Annotated in this window: 16 protein-coding genes, 1 tRNA gene and 1 pseudogene; 12 read left to right on the top strand and 6 right to left on the bottom strand. The window is 45.6% G+C overall.

Annotated elements, in window-relative coordinates; all coding sequences use genetic code 11:
• The first annotated feature begins 426 nt into the window (after positions 1-426).
• On the top strand, positions 427-2,034 hold the full coding sequence (locus ACO0K1_RS18450; protein WP_423028396.1) for an NAD(P)/FAD-dependent oxidoreductase: 1,608 nt from the start codon (positions 427-429) through the stop codon (positions 2,032-2,034).
• 128 nt (positions 2,035-2,162) lie between these two features.
• On the opposite strand, the gene ACO0K1_RS18445 is transcribed toward ACO0K1_RS18450, so the two are convergent.
• From ACO0K1_RS18445 to glnA, 5 genes are all read right to left on the bottom strand, one after another.
• Positions 2,163-2,990, bottom strand: coding sequence for an HDOD domain-containing protein (locus ACO0K1_RS18445; protein WP_423028394.1), 828 nt, complete (start codon positions 2,988-2,990; stop codon positions 2,163-2,165).
• 223 nt (positions 2,991-3,213) lie between these two features.
• Positions 3,214-4,740, bottom strand: coding sequence for a nitrogen regulation protein NR(I) (gene ntrC, locus ACO0K1_RS18440; protein WP_423028392.1), 1,527 nt, complete (start codon positions 4,738-4,740; stop codon positions 3,214-3,216).
• An 81-nt stretch (positions 4,741-4,821) separates the two neighbouring features.
• The gene (gene glnL / locus ACO0K1_RS18435) at positions 4,822-5,895 is read right to left on the bottom strand and encodes a nitrogen regulation protein NR(II) (protein ID WP_423028398.1); all 1,074 of its coding nucleotides are present in this window, start codon (positions 5,893-5,895) and stop codon (positions 4,822-4,824) included.
• Positions 5,896-5,976: 81 nt separating this feature from the next.
• Positions 5,977-6,477, bottom strand: coding sequence for a DUF4124 domain-containing protein (locus tag ACO0K1_RS18430; RefSeq protein ID WP_423028390.1), 501 nt, complete (start codon positions 6,475-6,477; stop codon positions 5,977-5,979).
• A gap of 134 nt (positions 6,478-6,611) precedes the next feature.
• On the bottom strand, positions 6,612-8,027 hold the full coding sequence (glnA, locus tag ACO0K1_RS18425; protein WP_423021524.1) for a type I glutamate--ammonia ligase: 1,416 nt from the start codon (positions 8,025-8,027) through the stop codon (positions 6,612-6,614).
• A 767-nt stretch (positions 8,028-8,794) separates the two neighbouring features.
• On the opposite strand from glnA, the gene ACO0K1_RS18420 reads away from it, so the two are divergent.
• From ACO0K1_RS18420 to ACO0K1_RS18370, 11 genes are all read left to right on the top strand, one after another.
• On the top strand, positions 8,795-11,680 hold the full coding sequence (locus tag ACO0K1_RS18420; RefSeq protein WP_423028387.1) for a bifunctional diguanylate cyclase/phosphodiesterase: 2,886 nt from the start codon (positions 8,795-8,797) through the stop codon (positions 11,678-11,680).
• Between the two features lie 185 nt (positions 11,681-11,865).
• Positions 11,866-12,330, top strand: a complete 465-nt coding sequence (locus ACO0K1_RS18415) for a rhodanese-like domain-containing protein (RefSeq protein WP_423028385.1) — start codon at positions 11,866-11,868, stop codon at positions 12,328-12,330.
• 97 nt (positions 12,331-12,427) lie between these two features.
• Positions 12,428-12,517, top strand: a tRNA-Ser gene (locus ACO0K1_RS18410).
• 124 nt (positions 12,518-12,641) lie between these two features.
• Entirely contained in the window at positions 12,642-13,943 is a 1,302-nt protein-coding gene (locus ACO0K1_RS18405; protein WP_423028383.1) for a tyrosine-type recombinase/integrase, read from the top strand.
• A 564-nt stretch (positions 13,944-14,507) separates the two neighbouring features.
• Positions 14,508-15,203 (top strand): hypothetical protein, encoded by a 696-nt coding sequence (locus tag ACO0K1_RS18400; protein ID WP_423028381.1) that lies wholly within the window; start codon positions 14,508-14,510, stop codon positions 15,201-15,203.
• 128 nt (positions 15,204-15,331) lie between these two features.
• Complete coding sequence (locus tag ACO0K1_RS18395; protein WP_423028379.1) at positions 15,332-15,532, top strand: helix-turn-helix transcriptional regulator; 201 nt, start codon at positions 15,332-15,334, stop codon at positions 15,530-15,532.
• Positions 15,529-16,134: a hypothetical protein gene (locus ACO0K1_RS18390; RefSeq protein ID WP_423028377.1), complete on the top strand. Its 606-nt coding sequence runs from the start codon at positions 15,529-15,531 to the stop codon at positions 16,132-16,134. Before ACO0K1_RS18395 ends, ACO0K1_RS18390 begins: the two co-directional genes overlap by 4 nt.
• A 278-nt stretch (positions 16,135-16,412) precedes the next feature.
• Positions 16,413-16,640: a hypothetical protein gene (locus ACO0K1_RS18385; protein ID WP_423028375.1), complete on the top strand. Its 228-nt coding sequence runs from the start codon at positions 16,413-16,415 to the stop codon at positions 16,638-16,640.
• Positions 16,621-17,067, top strand: a complete 447-nt coding sequence (locus ACO0K1_RS18380; protein ID WP_423028373.1) for a hypothetical protein — start codon at positions 16,621-16,623, stop codon at positions 17,065-17,067. The genes ACO0K1_RS18385 and ACO0K1_RS18380 overlap by 20 nt, the downstream gene beginning before the upstream one ends.
• The gene (locus ACO0K1_RS18375) at positions 17,060-17,428 is read left to right on the top strand and encodes a hypothetical protein (protein WP_423028371.1); all 369 of its coding nucleotides are present in this window, start codon (positions 17,060-17,062) and stop codon (positions 17,426-17,428) included. The genes ACO0K1_RS18380 and ACO0K1_RS18375 overlap by 8 nt, the downstream gene beginning before the upstream one ends.
• A gap of 136 nt (positions 17,429-17,564) precedes the next feature.
• Positions 17,565-19,271, top strand: coding sequence for a DUF927 domain-containing protein (locus ACO0K1_RS18370; protein ID WP_423028369.1), 1,707 nt, complete (start codon positions 17,565-17,567; stop codon positions 19,269-19,271).
• On the opposite strand, the pseudogene ACO0K1_RS18365 reads toward ACO0K1_RS18370, so the two are convergent.
• Positions 19,222-19,336: pseudogene (locus tag ACO0K1_RS18365) on the bottom strand (IS30 family transposase); the annotation flags it as partial. The gene ACO0K1_RS18370 and the pseudogene ACO0K1_RS18365 overlap by 50 nt on opposite strands.

Raw genomic sequence — 19,336 nt, 5'->3', positions numbered from 1 at the left:
GCAGCAGAGAAGCGAGATTATGCAGCACTTTATTTACCCTGTCAACTCCCTTGCTGCTTTTGCTGTTCGTTTCGATGCATCTTATGCAGATCTTGTCGCTTTCGCGCCAACTTCATCAAATCAAACCGCCGGAGTTACCTGGCTGCTGCTTTCTTCTCACTTCCCGTTTTAGCGGGAGGCGAACTATAGCAAAGTTAACTGGTATGGTTCAAGTAATATTTTTAAAACGATTTATCCTATTCAGCGATTTAATGGTCGTTGTCAGAGGCTTTCGCAATGATTGATTGGTGAAGGAGTCGCGGCCAAAGGAGGAGCTCCTATTTCACAAGAAACAAAGAAGCTAATGGATTACGCCTGGTAACAGGTAAAATATCGGTTTTAAAAGAATCACTTAGCTTCCACACGGAAGTTTTTTGGAAACGAGCCATGTTACGCATTACCGATTTGCAGCTACCCCTTGACCATTCAGAATCTGCTTTAAAAGAAGCGATTTTGAGCTTTTTGACTATTAAAGAGCACGAGCTTCTTAGTTTTACCGTATTTCGACGTAGCTACGATGCACGCAAAAAGACTGCAATCGTACTTATTTATACGGTCGACATAGAAACAAGCATGGATGAGGCATTGCTACAAAAATTTGGCAATCGTCCGAATTTTGGAAAAACACCAGATACTAACTACAAATTTGTTGCCAAAGCGGGGGCTAAGGAATTTAAACGGCCTGTAGTTATTGGCTTTGGCCCTTGCGGGTTATTTGCGGCACTATTGTTAGCAGAAATGGGATACCGCCCTATCGTTTTAGAACGAGGAAAAACGGTCAGAGAACGAACAAAGGACACCTGGGGTCTTTGGCGGAAACGAGAATTGCAACCTGAATCCAACGTACAATTTGGCGAAGGTGGCGCAGGTACGTTTTCCGATGGCAAGCTATATAGCCAGATTAAAGATCCTAAGCATTACGGTAGGAAAGTGTTAACCGAATTCGTCAAATCCGGCGCCCCGGAAGAAATTCTGTATGTTAATAAGCCTCATATTGGTACTTTCCGTCTGGTCAAAATGATTGAAGAGATGCGCAATGGCATCGAAGCGCTTGGTGGAGAAATTCGTTTTCAACAAAGGGTTACTGACATTGACATCCGTGATGGCCAAGTTCACGGATTGCAAGTCAACGACGCCGAATACATAGAAACAGATCACGTTGTTTTAGCGATCGGCCATAGCGCACGCGATACATTCAAAATGCTGTATGAACGTGGTGTTTATATCGAGGCAAAGCCCTTTTCAGTCGGCTTTCGAATAGAGCACCCACAATCGGTCATTGATAAAGCGCGTTTTGGACCAAATGCCGGGAATAAAATATTGGGCGCTGCGGATTACAAGCTAGTTCATCACGCCAAAAATGGACGTTCCGTCTATAGTTTTTGTATGTGCCCAGGCGGAACAGTCGTTGCTGCGACATCGGAACCTGGCCGCGTTGTAACCAATGGAATGAGTCAGTATTCTCGTAACGAAAGAAACGCAAACAGTGCGATTGTCGTTGGAATCACACCCGAGGATTATCCAGGACATCCATTGGCTGGCATTGATTTTCAGCGAGCGCTCGAAGAAAAAGCTTATCAACTTGGTGGCGAAAACTACAATGCGCCTGGTCAATTAATTGGCGACTTCGTCAAAGGCAAAGCCTCCTCCGAATTGGGTGAAGTTACCCCTTCATATAAGCCTGGCGTCACACTAGGAGATTTAGCGAAAGCGTTGCCGGAATTTGCGATCACTGCGATACGCGAAGCGATTCCAGAGTTCGACAAGAAAATTCGCGGGTTCGCGATGAGCGATGGCATATTAACGGGGATTGAAACCAGAACTTCGTCACCGATTCGCATCAAACGAACCGATAAAAGCCTGCAAAGTTTAAATACGAAAGGGCTTTATCCGGCAGGTGAAGGGGCTGGATATGCTGGTGGAATTTTATCTGCTGGCGTCGATGGAATCAGGGTTGCAGAAGCTGTGGCGCTGGACATAGAACTTAGTAATTAAATTTTAAAGTTCCAAAATTTTAAAAACAAAAATTATATAGAACCAAACCCGCTCTTTCGACACTAAATTAAAGGCAAAAGTAAAAGCTGATGATGCGGGTTTGGAACTATCTATGATCACTAGTATGACTAGTTAAGCAAATCGTCAAGACCAGCACTTAGTTCGCTCAATGGCGGCATATCTTTCAGCAAAAGTTCAGGCTTCAAACCCAATTTTTGGACAACCTCGACGGGTAATGTTGCCTCCAGTTCTTCAGGACTAAACTTATTTTCTTCTGCCCGTGCGCGCCATGCAGCCAAATGAACAATACCTGCGATAGGTTCAAATACTGGCGCGACCAAAGGTTCGGCAGACAATTTAATCGTTGTTGAAAATGTGTCTGGAAATCTCCAGCGCTTCGCCAATTCAGCACCGACATCATAAAAGTCATAGCCAAAAGAATTTCTCTCAACCCCACTGCGTCGGGCATCAAGCGTTCCGGCAAATTTATCTATCTGCAAGGCTTCTTCCGGCATCCCTGCATGCATAACGAGCTGTCCAATCGCATGCATTAAGCCAACCGTAAATGCAAAGTCGGAGTTGCCATGGGTTTGTTTCGCTAGCCATTTGGCAACCACCGCCGTATGCAAGCTGTACCGCCAAAATTGCTTTAAATCGATGCCTGGCATGGCTTTAAAGCCACCGGTAAGGCCACTACTGACGACTAAGGTGCGAACGGTCATAAATCCCAGCATTAAGACGGCATCATCTACCGAACCGACGCTACGAGAAGCATGATAATAAGAAGAATTTGCCAATCTGAGTAGCTTTGCACTAAGCACCTGATCTGCGGATAATTTCTTGGCAATTTCGTCAATTGAAACGCTATCGTTATTGAAACTTTCGATAACTTCTTGTACCACCTTGGGAATGGAAGGCAACGCGTTTTGCTGCTGGAACAGTGTATCGATCTTCATAGGGCATCTCCTTATAGGGTGACAGCACAAAAGAATAGCGTGAGGCCTGCATCCTGAAAAAATCAAATATCAGCAAGATATTCTCAAATCGTTATTAAATTGCTGACGTATCAAAAAAACAGTTGCTACCTAATAAAAATCATACTCTGATATTCGCGCCCTACAAAATTTTTTATTCAGAAACATCAAATGCCGCACTTATTTGAGGCATTTGTCGCAAAGATTAGTCGTCTCTGGCACCATCAATCCCCAGTTCCTGAATTTTTCGGGTAATCGTATTACGTCCTATGCCCAATCGTATTGCAGCGTCATTCTTTCTGCCATGGGTATGTTTCAACGCAGCTTTAATAACAATGGACTCAAAACTACGGCTCAGCTTCACAATCACATCTATTTGTCCATCATTGAGCATAGATGCAGCCTCGGCCTCCAACAGAGCGCCCCAAGTTGCGCCCCCCAGTTTACTTTCACGTTCATGAGAAAAATTCTCGCTTGCGTTATTAGCAGCAACTTCCAATGGAGATATGTACTTAACGGACTCTATTTTGCTATGTTCAGGTGAAGCATTTGTCGCATTTGGAGAGGCAGCGATGTTGGCCGCGGGGAGCATATCTTGCGGCAGATCGAGAATCTCGACCGTTTGCCCGGGGGCCATCACTGTAATCCAATTACATAAATTCTCTAGTTGTCTGACATTTCCTGGGAAATCCATGCCTGACAAAAATACCATTGCTGAATCAGACAGACGTTTGGCGTCTACACCGAGTTGCTTAGCACTTTGTGCCAGGAAAAATTTAGCAAGCAAAGGAATATCTTCGCGGCGCTCACGTAAGCTGGGCAAGCGCAAACGTATGACATTAAGGCGATGATAAAGATCTTCACGAAACAGCCCATCCTTCACACGGGACTCGAGGTTTTGATGCGTGGCTGCAATGACCCTCACATTCGCCTTCATTGGCTGATGTCCACCGACGCGATAAAAATGGCCGTCCGACAAAACACGTAGTAATCTGGTTTGTAAATCAAATGGCATATCACCAATTTCATCCAGGAACAGGGTGCCGCCTTCTGCTTGTTCAAAGCGTCCACGTCGCATGGTTTGCGCGCCAGTAAATGCACCACGCTCGTGTCCAAACAACTCGGACTCCAATAGATCTTTAGGGATCGCGGCCGTATTTAAAGCAATAAATGGCTGACTTGATCTTGGGCTGTGTTTATGCAGCGCGCGCGCAACCAATTCTTTACCACTACCTGATTCACCAGTAATGAGAACTGTTACGTTCGATTGCGACAAACGACCAATTGCCCGGAAGACATCCTGCATCGCAGGCGCCTGTCCCAAAATTTCAGGTGTTTCAGAAATTGTTTGTTCTACATTGGCCTCGCGCAAACTTTCATCCAGAGCACGGCGTATCAGTTCGACCGCCTTATCCAGATCGAAGGGTTTTGCCAGATATTCAAACGCACCACCTTGGAACGCAGCAACGGCAGAATCCAGATCAGAGAATGCCGTCATGATAATCACTGGCAAACCTGGGTGTTTGGCCTTCACCGTTTGCAATAATTCAAGTCCAGATGCGCCATGCATGCGAATATCCGAAACCAATACCTGCGGCGACTCGGTCTGCAATGCCAACATAGCATCGCGCGCATTGGTAAAACTTTTAGTGATCAGATTTTCTCTGGCCAATGCTTTTTCAATAACCCAACGTATTGAATCATCGTCATCCACTATCCAAATTGGTTTCATATCGTTATCTTAGTCTCAGGTTTCAACATTGCGATGAAGGATGGCACTTTTGGTACCCCACATATATTTCGCTTTCTTGCATTAAGGAAGCGGGATCAGAATTCTGAAATCAGTACAACCCGGCCGACTTTCGCATTCAATTACCCCCATGTGTTGATCGACGAAGGTTTGCGCTAACGTCAGCCCCAATCCGCTCCCGCCATCTCTCCCGGATACCAAGGGATAAAAGATACGATTGCGGATTTCCGGCGGAATTCCAGGTCCGTTATCAATGATATGCAAGTCTAATGCCAGCCTGTAACGCACCTTTGCCACCGTAATCTGACGAACTACTCGGGTTTTGAACGTTAATGATGCATCGCCCTGATGAATTCGCTCGTGCAAGGCTTGCGCTGCATTGTGGGCAATATTGAGAACGGATTGAATTAACTGTTCTTTGTCACCGCGAAACTCTGGGATCGATAGGTCATAATCACGATGAATCGTAAGGCCTTGCGGAAATTCAGCCACAATCAAACTTCTTACCCGCTCACACACTTCATGGATATTGACATCACCAACAATGTGCGGGAGCCGATGCGGCGCAAGTAAGCGATCGACCAAGGTTTGCAAACGATCCGCTTCTTTTATAATAACCTGTGTATATTCGCGCAACTCTCTAAGTTGACGCTCGGGTAACTCCAACTCCAGCAATTGCGCTGCACCACGAATTCCCCCCAGCGGATTTTTAATTTCATGTGCCAAATTGCGTATGAGTTCTTTATTCGCTTTGTTTTGATCGAGCATACGCTCTTCGCGATCAAGTTTAAGCTGTTGAACATTTTCACGAAATTCAATTAAAACAGGCAAGTCAGGATTATCTAACGCAGTGACAATGCTATGAACATGCAGCGGCTCTCGTCCTTGCCGTTCTAAGGTCAGATCCTGGCGTTTGTCCGCAAATTGGTGCGCGACAGCCTGATCGAAAACAGACATCAATTCATCCGCATTCAGAAATAATTCACTTAACTTCTGATGGGTTAATGCTTTTAGAGAGCTATCAAGTAAGCTCTCAGCAGCAGCATTAGCAAAGGTAATACCGCTTTCACTATCGAGAACAATGACTGCCGACGTGAGTAAATCAAGTCCGGCAAACGAGGTAAGAGGAGTTTTCAACATAGTCCCAAAATAAAAGGCCGCCCATAGCGACCTTTACGCAAACATCATGCCTGAAATGATCATTGACATGCGCCAAATTTATTTCAAGTTATTTAATTCACGCTGCAGGGCTTCAATATTTTTCTCTGTCCGGCTGATGTCATCCTTCATTCCAGCTGTTCGCTCTTGGTATTTAGCGTAGTTTCGCTCACTACCTAGTCGCTCTGGTTCGCCGTTGTTATAGTCTTTTTTGAGATCATTCAATTTCTTTTGCTCAGCTTTTAACTCGTCTTGCAAAATTTGCTTGCGATCCGAATCCCTGGATTTTTGTGTGTAATCATCCACTTTCGGAAAATCTGCTGGACTTGACGCTGACTTTCCTTGGCTTTTCTTGGCAGAAGGAGGCAACACCGGCGCGGGAACAACGGTAATCCCTTGTAATTCAACTTTACTACAACCTTTGGTCGCGCCGGTATTTTTGTATTCTTTCCTACCATTTGCATCGACGCAAAGGTACACCTCGGTCTGCGCATATGCCACGCTTTGTAACGCGATGAAGGGAATGATGCCAGTCAATAATCGAGTCAATAGTCGAGTCATATTCAATCAGTAGTCACAAATAGATTGATAGTGTATGCGAAGCAAGGGCAGCGCACAATTCTAGCTTACCAGATGTAACAAAAGCGTAAACCAAAAAAAGCGGGGATTACCCCGCTTTTTTGATAATCTCTGAATTACAGAGAGTAATACATGTCGAACTCAACAGGATGCGTAGTCATACGCATACGTTGTACATCTTGCATTTTCAGCTCGATGTAAGCATCAATCATACTGTCGCTAAATACACCACCGCGTGTCAGGAACTCACGGTCTTTATTCAACGCGTCCAACGCTTCTTCCAAAGAAGAACATACTGTTGGGATCAATGCATCTTCTTCTGGTGGCAGGTGGTACAAATCTTTTGTTGCGGCTTCACCTGGGTGAATCTTGTTTTGTACGCCGTCCAGACCAGCCATCATTAATGCAGAGAAGCACAGGTATGGATTTGCCAGTGGATCTGGGAAACGTGCTTCAACGCGACGGCCTTTTGGATTTGCAACATAAGGAATACGGATAGAAGCAGAACGGTTACGTGCAGAGTAAGCCAATTTCACTGGTGCTTCGTAACCTGGAACCAAACGCTTGTAAGAGTTAGTACCTGGGTTAGTGATCGCATTCAATGCTTTAGCATGCTTGATGATACCGCCGATGTAGTACAAAGCAAATTCAGACAAGCCAGCATAGCCGTCGCCTGCGAACAGGTTTTTGCCATCTTTCCAGATTGATTGGTGAACGTGCATACCTGAACCGTTATCGCCAACGATAGGTTTAGGCATGAAAGTCGCTGTTTTACCGTAGGTATGTGCTACGTTCCAAACAACATATTTCAGATTTTGTGTCCAGTCAGCGCGCTCAACCAATGTAGAGAACTTGGTGCCGATTTCATTTTGACCAGCGCCAGCAACTTCATGGTGATGCACTTCAACTGGAATGCCCAGGGATTCCAGAATCAGGCACATTTCAGAACGCATGTCCTGGAAACTATCAACTGGTGGAACTGGGAAGTAGCCGCCTTTGACAGTTGGACGGTGACCAGTGTTGCCGCCTTCGAGTTTTTCGCCTGTTGTCCAGGAAGCTTCTTCGGAATCGATCTTCACGAAGCAGCCAGACATATCGATTTTCCAGCGAACGCCGTCGAAAATGAAGAATTCTGGTTCTGGACCGAAGTAAGCTGTGTCACCGATACCAGAGGATTTCAGATACGCTTCTGCACGTTTTGCGATGGAACGTGGATCACGGTCATATCCTTTACCATCGGATGGCTCGATCACGTCACATTGCATAAACAATGTAGTTTCTTCCATGAAAGGATCGATGTTCGCAGTGTTTGGATCGGGCATCAGCAACATATCGGACGCTTCAATTCCCTTCCAACCAGCGATGGAAGAGCCGTCGAATGCGTGTCCAGATTCGAATTTATCAATGTCGAATTGGGAAATTGGAACAGTTACGTGCTGTTCTTTGCCTCGGGTATCAGCAAAGCGAAAATCAACGAACTTAACTTCGTTGTCTTTCGCCATTTTCAAGACTTCTGCGGCTGTCATTGCCATGTGAAACTCCTCAAATAGAGCAAAAAATAAATTCGGAAAATGCTGAGCACTATGCCAGCCTTATCAATCCAAGGAAACGAGTGCATCACTCTTCACCCCTCAAATTTCATGCGTCGGCTAAACTCAATTACCAATCATAGCAGAAACTATGCCACCTTCTAGTTCTACCAAAAACAAATAAATTTATACAAAAACTGACTTCCAAAGATACATTAATTGCATTTAGAACAATTAATTCGCGTTCGCCTAAAATTTGATAGCACCATTTTGGTGAGAAAAAATTATTTGCACCAAATTAATGCGTATTTTTTTACTGTGATTAAAAATCCTTCTTTTGGTGCATTCGCAATAATTTTTCTCAATGCAATCAAAAATGACGCACTACTTTAAATCTGGAAGCCGATTCACAGCTGATATTTATCATCCGCCAGACAGTCAACATCTGAAACCATGAATCCCTGAACAAATGATTACTATATGATAATTTAGTTTGTATTTTATTCATTTTAAAATGAGCGATTAACAATTGATTGATGCGGATCATATTCTATGCTGATTAGGGGCAAATGAGATTGACTCTCATTTATCAACTAGCTATCTTTCCCCTTCGTAATTTCGCTTTGCTTAAGTTGCATAAGGCAACAAGAAATGCGTAACGTCGGAATGTCACTTCCTCCGCCAATCCGAAATTGAATGGACCTCGCATGCCACCTATCTCAAGAAGATTTTCTTTCAATTCCCATCTCTGCGCGATTTGGACTTTCTTCGTGGCAATTTCGATTGGTGTCTCACTCATTATTCGTCTGGAGAGAAGCGAGGTCATAGAAGATCATCTATCGACCACTGAGTTAGCGACTATGCAAATGCATGCAATAGGCGACAAAATCGGACACGCAATTTCAGCCACCTATGCAGTCGCAGCACTCATCAAGGAGCGAGATGGTCAAGTTGATAATTTCGATGCCTTTGCCAGCCATTTACTCGCCTATCACCCTGGCATATCGGCTTTATATCTAGCTCCTGATGGCATTACCAGTGCCGTTGTACCCGGGGAATGGCGCAAAATTGGCCTCGGCATCAATTTACTCACAGACCCTAAGCGAAAAACTGAAGCTCTGCTCGCCAAAGAGACCAAACAACTCAGCTTGGCGGGCCCCCTGTTACTTGGGCGGGGGACGATGGGAATCATCGGTCGCTTGCCGATCTTTCTCAAAACTGGCACTGATCAAGAACATTTTTGGGGAATGGTATCTGTTGTCATATCACTTGACAGCATACTCAAAGACTCAGAACTGCAAGTGCTCGCACAACGTGGCCACGAATATGAACTATGGCGTTACGATCCCACCACGGAAAAAAGGCAAAGCATCGAAAAAAGTCAGCATTTCGAAAATCACAACACCGTCCGGCAAGTCCTGCAGCTACCAAATGCCGTCTGGTATCTGGATGTCGCCAATAGCAATAATCGCCAGCCGCTTGGGGGCCTATTTATTAAAAGCAGTATCGTGTTTTTGATCAGTCTGATGCTTGCTTGCATGGTAAAGCTCATACTCAATACCAGAAAGCAAAAGCTCAGCTTGCAAACCATCGTTGCCGATCGCACCAAAGAACTTGCAGCCAGAGAAGCCGATCTATGTCGCGCGCAAAGCATCTCGCACACTGGTAGTTGGATTGCAGATGCCAGCCACCAAATCATTGGCTCTCAAGAAGCTTATCGCATTCTGGATATTACTCCCGACCGTCATGTGGATTGCCACGCCATCCTTAATCAGATTCATCCTGATGACCGGGGACAAGTATTGGATCATTGGGAAAATGCACTCACAGACAACCAAAGTGCTATTGAATTCAGGTTATTCATTAACGGAAAAATTAAGTGGGTCTATTCACAAATTGAATTGGACAAAACCGCCAATGGGCAAATCATTCGACGCATTGGTACATTGCAAGACATTACCGCCAGAAAACGCATAGACGATGATTTGCGTGTCGCTGCGATTGCGTTCGAAGGCCAGGAAGGTATGGTAATTACGGACGAAAACCGCATCATTTTACGGGTCAATCAAGCCTTTACACGCATCACGGGCTACACACGCGACGAAGCATTAGGCAAAACCACCAACATCCTCAAATCGGGCATGCATGGCGCCAGCTACTACACAGACATGTCAGAGCAATTGACACTCAATGGATTTTGGCAAGGAGAAATCTGGAATCGCCGTAAAAATGGAGAAATTTACCCCGAGTGGCTGACAATTACCGCAGTTCAATCACACGATGGCAAGACAATCAATTACGTCGGCACGATGCTTGATATCACCCAACGAAAAGCCACCGAAGCAAAGCTGGAACACCTGGCATATCACGACCCATTGACAGGCCTTGCCAATCGTCGTCTGTTGTTAGATCGCTTGCAGCACGCGTTGGCCAGCAATACGCGCAGCCAACGTTATGGCGCGATCGTATTTCTCGATCTCGATAATTTCAAAACGATCAATGACATTAACGGTCATGGCATCGGTGACATGATGTTGCAAGAGGTCGCGAAAAGACTGACCAACAGCATTGGAAAAGCCGATACTCTGGCACGGATTGGCGGCGATGAATTTGCGCTGATTTTAGAAAATCTTAGCGAGCATTTACAGGAAGCGGCAATAAAAGCCAAAAAAAGTGCCAATCAAATCATAGAACAACTCAAGCATCCGTACTTCATCGACGGTAACGAATATCGCACTTCTGCCAGCATAGGCATAGACATTTTTAGCGCCGAGACGAACTCCGCCAACGAGTTACTCAAACAAGTCGAAGTCGCCATGTATGAAGCAAAAGCATCGGGTGGCAACAACCTATGCTTCTTTGATCCGAACATGCTTAATATCGTTACCGCTCGCGCCGCAATGGAAGCAGATTTAAGAACCGGAATATGCCAGCGACAATTCATGCTTTACTATCAACCGCAAGTCAATAGCAGCGGCAAACTGATTGGTGCAGAAGCATTACTTCGCTGGAAACACCCATTTAAAGGAATGATCTCTCCTGCAGATTTCATCCCCTTAGCCGAAGAGACGGGATTAATCATTCCACTTGGTGACTGGGTACTCAAAACCGCCTGCCGACAACTCTATGAATGGGAACAAGACCCGGACACTGCGGAACTTACCATGGCCGTCAACGTCAGCGCCAAACAATTCCGCCAGACCGACTTTGTTGCCAGCGTCTTGGCTACCATAAGCCATGTCGGTATTAATGCGCGCAAGCTCAAATTAGAATTAACTGAAAGCTTGTTAGTTGATGACATTGAAGAAACGATCCACAAAATGTATCAACTCAAAGCGCATGGTGTTTGCTTCTCACTAGATGATTTTGGTACCGGATATTCATCGTTAAGCTATTTAAAGCGGCTTCCACTAGATCAATTAAAAATCGATCAATCATTTGTCAGAGACATTTTAGTCGACCCAAATGATGCTGCAATTACCCGTACCATCATTGGATTGGGTAAGAGTTTGGGTCTCGCAGTCATTGCAGAAGGCGTAGAAACCGAAGCGCAGCGGGCATTTTTACAAAATCAGGATTGTCATGCTTTCCAGGGATATTTATTCGGTAAGCCAGCCCCTGAACTAACGATGCTGAAAAAGGTGGTCTCGATATAAGCTCGTTGTATAAGCTCATTATATAAGTTCGTCATATAAGCTCGCTTTATCGGCTCGTTGTATAAGCTCGCTGTGTAGGCTCTTTGAAGAATATTCCCGCAGTAAACACCGTCGGGTCTGTGCAAAAAAATAGCACTCATGCATAATCAGTGTTCTGTTCAACTTTCTTTGTGAAGAGACTACAAATGCCTGGTCACCCTCTGTTGCAACTTGGACGTCAACGCGGCCTGGAGCAAACATTACCTTATGCTGGCGCGTTCACGCCGAACGAGGCTTATGAATTATTGCAAATGATACCGTCTGCCTTACTGATCGATGTTCGGACAAATGCCGAACGTGATTGGATAGGAAAAGTAAGCATTAACAACGACCAGCATTTTGCTGTCCAATGGAGTTTGTATCCGGGAGGTATTCCCAATGCCAACTTTTTATCAGAATTGCAAGCAATAGTGAGCGATAAAGATACCGTTATCTTATTCCTATGCCGCTCTGGCGTACGCTCACGACATGCAGCAAAACTCGCTACCGATAATGGCTTTACTAATTGCTACGATATCTTGCAGGGATTTGAAGGAGATAAAGATGAGCAAGGTCACCGTAAAACAGTTGGCGGCTGGTGCCAACAAGGTTTACCTTGGTCTGGCGCCTGATTTTTGATTAATTAGTCGCCAAAGCTTCCATCTATAGAAATAATTTGCTAGAATAGCGAGCTTCGCTGATGCAACTGCATTGCAAAGACGAAATGCAGGAGAGGTGGATGAGTGGTTTAAGTCACACGCCTGGAAAGCGTGCGTAGGTTTATCCCTACCGGGGGTTCGAATCCCCCCTTCTCCGCCAGAATTAAGTTTCATGCAGTAACAAGAAACACCAAAAACCCGCATGTCTCCCAGTGAGTATGCGGGTTTTTCGTTTCAGGACGTGCCAGAACATTCATTGACAGCCCAAGTTTTTGGCGGTATTTTTGACGGTATACCCAGATACCGTTAAAACGTATACCGTCAAAATGCCTAAACTCGTTACGCCACTCACTGACATTCAGGTCAGAAACGCCAAACCCAAAGACAAGGCTTACAAGCTAGCTGATGGCGCAGGTATGTATTTACTTGTTAATCCTGATGCTACTAAGTACTGGCGCTTTGATTACCGGCTCAATGACAAGCGCAATACGTTAGCTTTTGGCAAATACCCAGAAGTCTCGCTGACGCAAGCACGAGACCAGCGCAAAGCAGCCCGTGAGCTTCTGGCATCAGGCACTAGTCCAGCCGCTACACGCGACCAAAAGAAACAACTAGCCAACGATGTGGCCGCTAATACTTTTGAAAAAATCGCCCGTGAATGGCACACAAACCGCCTAAGTGCATGGAGCGCGGCCACAGCCAAAGACACAATCAACAGGCTCGAAAAGGACATCTTCCCCGAAATTGGCAAGATGCCGATAGCTGATATAACCCACATGCAAATGATTGCGGCCTTGCGTAAGGTTGAAGAGCGTGGCGCTGGTGAGGTTGCGCACCGGCTAAAGTCCACCTGTGCGCGGGTATTCAGCTACGCCAACCAACACGGTATCGAGAACAGAAACCCCGCCGCAGATCTTAAGGACGTGCTTAAACCAGTGAAGGCCAGCCACTTTGCAGCTATTTCCGCAGATGAATTGCCAGCCTTTCTGGAGTCAATCAATAAAAACGATACCAGACTGTATGCCCCTACCCGCATAGCATTGCGTTTGATGCTGTTGATCTTTGTTCGCAGCAGTGAGCTACGCACTACGCCATGGAGCGAAATTAACTTAGAGACCGGTGAATGGGTAATACCGTGGCAGCGCATGAAACGAGGCAAGCTGACAATTAACCCAGACCAGACAGATCATCACGTTTGTCTGTCACGCCAAGGGCTTGAGTTACTGCGAGAGCTACACCACTATACCGGTGGCAGCACTTACCTATTCCCGAATCAACGCGACCATGGCAAACCCATGTCGGGCGATGCTATACGCATGGCCTTAAACCGCATGGGTTATGAAGGTAAGATGACTACTCACGGTTTCCGTGCCTTAGCTATGACCACGCTAAAGGAGAAGCTAGGCTACCGACATGAGACCGTAGATAGGCAGCTTGCCCATGCCCAGAAAGACAAGATAGCGAGCGCCTATGATCGAGCGCAATTCTTAGAGGAACGTAAAAAGATGATGCAGCATTGGGCGGATTACCTCGATGGCATAAAGGCTGGAAGTAACGTCATTCATGCCAACTTTAAACAGGCGTAGGACAGCGCCAGCAGAGTACACAAGCCGCTAACCATGCGGCTTGTTTGCATTAATGCACTCAACTTTTTTCGGGTCCTTTTTCATGTCATATAAACGCGGGTGCCATGACCCCAGAATTTAGCTAGTTAGCTGAACTCCTAGGGGGGTATAAATCAGCCCCTCTTATAGGCAATTAAGATAAAACAGAAAAATAAGAGACCGTACATTTTGAAAAATAAGGTGTGCAGGTGTGGCAACGAACGTAAAGCCGCGCCAGCATTAGGTTTTAAAGGAACACAATATATATAAATAGGTGTGGCAAAGGTGTGGCAAAGGTGTTCCAAAGAAAATACTCGCTTAGGACATGGGATTAAGTTTAATAAAGCAGCGGCAAACTGCACCGGCCAACCAATTATTATCAGTTATTATCGAAATAGCAGTCTATTGAACGTGTTAGAACGTCCAAAAACCTAGCGCGAGGCGGTTTTCTGGAGCAAGCCACCCCGCCGCCCTAACTTGCCATGCGTATAATGAATTCTAATTTTAGAAGATCGTCACCCTACCAATGTGAAACAGATTAGCAATATGACTAAAAAATATTTTCCAACGGCCGCAGACGTTAAGGCGGGATACAACCTTAAAACAGGCAAAGCGTTTACCGCGGAGGAAACTGCGACTATCGAAGAAACCGGGAAGCAAGCACGAGAACAATGGGGGCAAATCCAATCTACGCTCGCAAATGCCTTAAGCCAGTTAAAGGTCACGATAGAAGCGCAGGAAAAAATGTTTGCTGATGCTTTTGTGAACCTCAATGAGAATCTTTCTAAGGAATTTAAAAAAACTTTTGAACCCGTGCGGCTAATGTTTGTCGCAAAAGATCTTTATGACGCGCTCAAGACTGGCGAATGCGTAACCGTAACGAATATCATGGCTTCACCAGATTTCGGAGTGCATCTTTTACAGTTGCTAGTACGATGGACAGAAATGAATGAAGAAGAACGAACTGAGGAGTTAAAGCAGAAAAAAAATGAGGCTGAAAAACTGATTAATAAAATAAAATCCGGCAGCCAAATGCGCCAAGATCAAATAGATGCGGAGGTGCTGAAATCATATTTCAAAAAGAAAAATCACACTATCAGAAATTCTGCTGAATTTGATAAATGGCCGTTTGATGACTGGCCGCTAACCAATAACTACGAACCGGATAGTTATAAAAAATGGTACAAAGAAGCAATGCCACACGTGAAACTGTCAGGTGGCAGACCCAAAAAGCAAAAATAACCTACCCGCCACCCCATAAACCCCATGTTTATCCGATCAGATGGAATTTTAATGATCGCTATTATTTGAAATCATACGCCCTGTAGTGCCGCTGCATCCCGTAGCGGCTCATAACATACAAGGCGAATATGCAAACACAATCTCCCGCACGACTGCTGAGACTCCCCAGCGTCTTACAAAAAGTCCCACTATCTAAAACCGAATGGTATCGCCGTATCAAAGCAGGCGATGCACCCAAAGCCGTTTCTCTCGGTGCTCGCAGCGTTGCATGGCTTGAGTCAGATATTGAGCAATACATCCAAAAGCTGGCGCAGGAGTCTGCAAAATGAGTGCATGGAATAACGATTATCTGAATACCGCCGAAGAACTAAACGATCGAGGAACTTTTGGCGATGAAATAAGCAATTTGCTGGAGATGCAGCAGCAAAACATTCTATTTAATACGCCTCGGATAGGCTCAAAACCAGTTTTGCAATTGAAATACGAAATGTCTCGCAGTGAAGATGTCGAGTCATTCAACGAGTTTAAACGTCTTGCGAGCGTTGGATTAACGGCGAGTGACCCTAGTAATGTCTTATATGCTGAGATTGAATTCCACGACCCATTGCGACCAGATCAGCCGCCTTTCTATATGGCGGCCACCTTGCATTTAGGTGCGATTACTCAGATTGAAGGCCATCGCAGAGAAGAACTAAAGCAGTTTGAATTGCTGGAATGTGCATCGAATATTTATTCGAATGTTTGGGACGGGAGTAGCAAAAAGGAATTTAAGTTTTTCTTTCGTGGTGATCAATTTATCTGCACTATTGAAGATGATTTTTCACGTTCATGTGAAGATGGTTTTAAACACCAGAATAAAAGCAAAATAATCAGTATTCGTCATGTCAATGGGGATCGATACAGCGGAATCATTATTGAGGGCATTGTATGACACCGCATTTACTTGCCAACTTCAGGCACAAGTATTATGCTGTGCATGTCCCTGAGAAAAAAGGGAACGAGTTTGACGACTCGACTAGTACAAGGCGCACAGGCCGCGCAATGCGGCTTTTTCATGTGTGTATCGCCTTTGTGCGTCCTTTATGGGCGGCAATGGCGGGGAGGCTTCGGCCTGCCGGTTACCTTGTACGCCGGTTCGTCAACCCCGCCATTTGCTGCCCACCCCGTTTGACGACTGGGAGCAGTTAAACTACTGTACAAGGAGGCACCATGCCTAGTAAATCTACGCCTATTCGTTTAAGCACCAACAATGATGCATCGTCTTTGCTTGGAACCATCAGCGCCAGCGAAATACAAACGCTGTTAAACCTTCGCGCATTTCCAGCGGATTTAAGATCAGGTCTGCAAAAGACGATTGCCACCACAGCGCAACGCTATGCCAACAAACCACGCTTAGCCCTTATTGCTGCAAATGTTGATGGGGGTTGCCATGTCTAATAAATTAACGCCTATTAAAGCCGCACGTAAAAACTACCGGCCAGAGATTATGCCTGCATCTTTTGAAGCCTTGCCATTTGTTCTGCGGTTAAAGCGCAGTGATAAAAAGCTGCACAACAAATGGAATGTGACACCAACAGATGATTACGGCATTGCCTGTGCGTCAGGCGTTGAGTATGCGGCGCATCTAGCGCAATATCTTAAAGATAACCCCGATATGGTAGGTAGTAATTTATTGGGACATATTGCGAAAGATATCGACTTTAACGATACGACTGCCACCAAAGGCTATTGGATTGGTTTTTTCTCACACTTAGAGCATTTGATTAGGTTATCAGCGCGGCATATAGATGTGTTTGCTGATGCGGATAAGGCATACGCGAAAATCTCAAAAAATCAAGCAGATGTGGAGGTGAGCCATGTCTAAGTCCAAAAATCTAAATGCGATTCTGCCTCATCCTCACGGTAAGCAATTGCCACCCACTGAATTAAATATTGATGCCTGCTATCAGGGGGCAGTGAATTGCGGGATACGTGCGGCACAGGCTTTCTTTAACGAGGATGAAGCAATTAACCTTCATGCACATCTGCCAGCCTGCCTGCACCATTACCTGAATGTATTGCGCGAATCGTGCGCGGTTCTCAAGCCTTCAGAATCGGTTTGGTTGCAACATGAGCAGGCTAGTCGTGATGCTTTTTGCGCTGGCTATTTAGGCCGGATACAACAGGAATTACGCATTATGCACACGCCACCAAACAAATACGGCCTCGATGCTGTAATGCATTAAAAACACAGCCATGACACTTAAAAATAAATTGAGTCGCATTTGCTCACAAATGCGCTGGGTGTGCATACGTCTGTACATTTTGTATTTGAACGCTTTTTCTCTATGTAAGCGTAGAGAAAAAAGCAAAGGATAAGCTATGCAAAAGAAAACAATAGAACGTCCAAGCCTTGACACGATACAAGCCGCTTTAAGTTTCATACCACCTAATGAGCGCGACTTGTGGCTAAAAATAGGCATGGGCATAAAACAGGAATTTGGTGAGGCTGGCTTTGATGTATTTGACTCTTGGAGTCGAAGCGCAGAGAACTACAATCAAGGCGCGGCAAAATCTAGCTGGAAAAGTTTTAAGACCGGCGGCAAGATTGGGATAGGCACTGTGCTATACGAAGCAAAGCAGCGAGGCTTTAATATTAAAGAGTCTTTACCTGCTGCACCGGTCAGCGCAGAGCAAGCCGCACTGCTGGCGCAGGAACGCGCCGACCGCTTGGCCGCAGATCAGGCAGAGATAGAACGAAAACAAGCAGCAGCGGCGAGTATGGCGGCTAAGGCATGGGATAGCGCCAGCAATACCGGCCAATCAACCTATCTACAAAAGAAAGGTATTGCATCACATGGGTTACGTTTTGCGCCACATCGCACCGGCGATGTATTGCTTATTCCCTTGTATGATGCCAGCGGTCAGCTTTGCAATATACAGCGTGTGTTTGCGAACGGTGACAAACGTTTTTATACAGGTGGCCGTGTATCAGCTTGCTTTCATGGGATTGGTGATGCTGGCGCTGGTAGCGTTGTGTTGATCGCAGAAGGTTACGCGACCGCAGCCGCTTTATACGAGGCCACCGGTTATGCTGTAATGGTTGCATTCAGCGCCAGCAATATAGGTCATGTGGCGGCGATAACGCGTGAGCGTTACCCAGAAAAGCGCATATTAATATGTGCTGATGACGATAGCGAGACCGAAAAAAGTACGGGCAAAAATACCGGTGTTATCGCGGCGCAAGTAGCAGCTAAATCGATTCGTGGCCTATGGTGTAAGCCAGAAGGATTGCCAGAGGGCGGGAATGATTTTAACGATCTATTTTTATCCGCAGGTCGTGAAGTTGTGCAGTCGCAGATCAATGCAGCCTTAAATGTATCTGAGACTATCCAGAATCGAGTACAGGCTGAAAAATTAACACCGGCGAAGGTTGATAAGCCCACTCCTGAGAAAGCGCCTCAAAAGCCGCGCCAGCAACAAAGCAAAAATGCTGGCGCTGGACAATCAAGCAAACCATTTTTTACCAATAATGATGAAGGTGTTTTTTATCATGCCTTCCATGAAGGCGAACCATTGCCAGCTCTCAAAATATGTTCATCCTTGCGCGTGATCGCTAAGACTCGTGATGCTGCCAGTAATGAATGGGGTTATCTCTTGGAATTTAATGACCCTGACGGCAATGTCAAACGCTGGTCAATGCCAGCCAAGATGCTATCGGGTGACGGCACACAATACCGCGCCGACTTACTCTCAATGGGCTTACTTATTGAACCTGGATTAAAGGTCAAAAATCATCTAACGACATACATACAAACCGCAGAAGTACCACAGCGAGTGCGATGCGTTGAGCGCACCGGCTGGCATGATGATGTGTATGTGCTGCCAGACCGCAGTATTGGCGATGGCACAGAGCAAGTGCTATTTCAAACTACTGGCGGCGCTGTATCGCATTTTAAGCAGCGTGGCACGCTCGCAGAATGGCAAAGCAATGTCTCGGTGTATTGCCGTGGTAACTCCCGTTTATTAATTGGCGGATTCAATTTCGAAGTGCAACCACATGTTGATGCGATTGTAACTGCTTCATAAATACTTGGTGCGGCGTTTTGAAGCCGAGACATTTTCTGGGACGATGATTTAAGCTGTTCATCGCC

It is taken from the genome of Undibacterium sp. SXout20W (genome assembly GCF_049340285.1).
Lineage (GTDB): Bacteria > Pseudomonadota > Gammaproteobacteria > Burkholderiales > Burkholderiaceae_D > Undibacterium.
The sequence above is the reverse complement of the archived record's forward strand: the minus strand, read 5'-3'. Positions and strand labels throughout refer to the sequence as shown.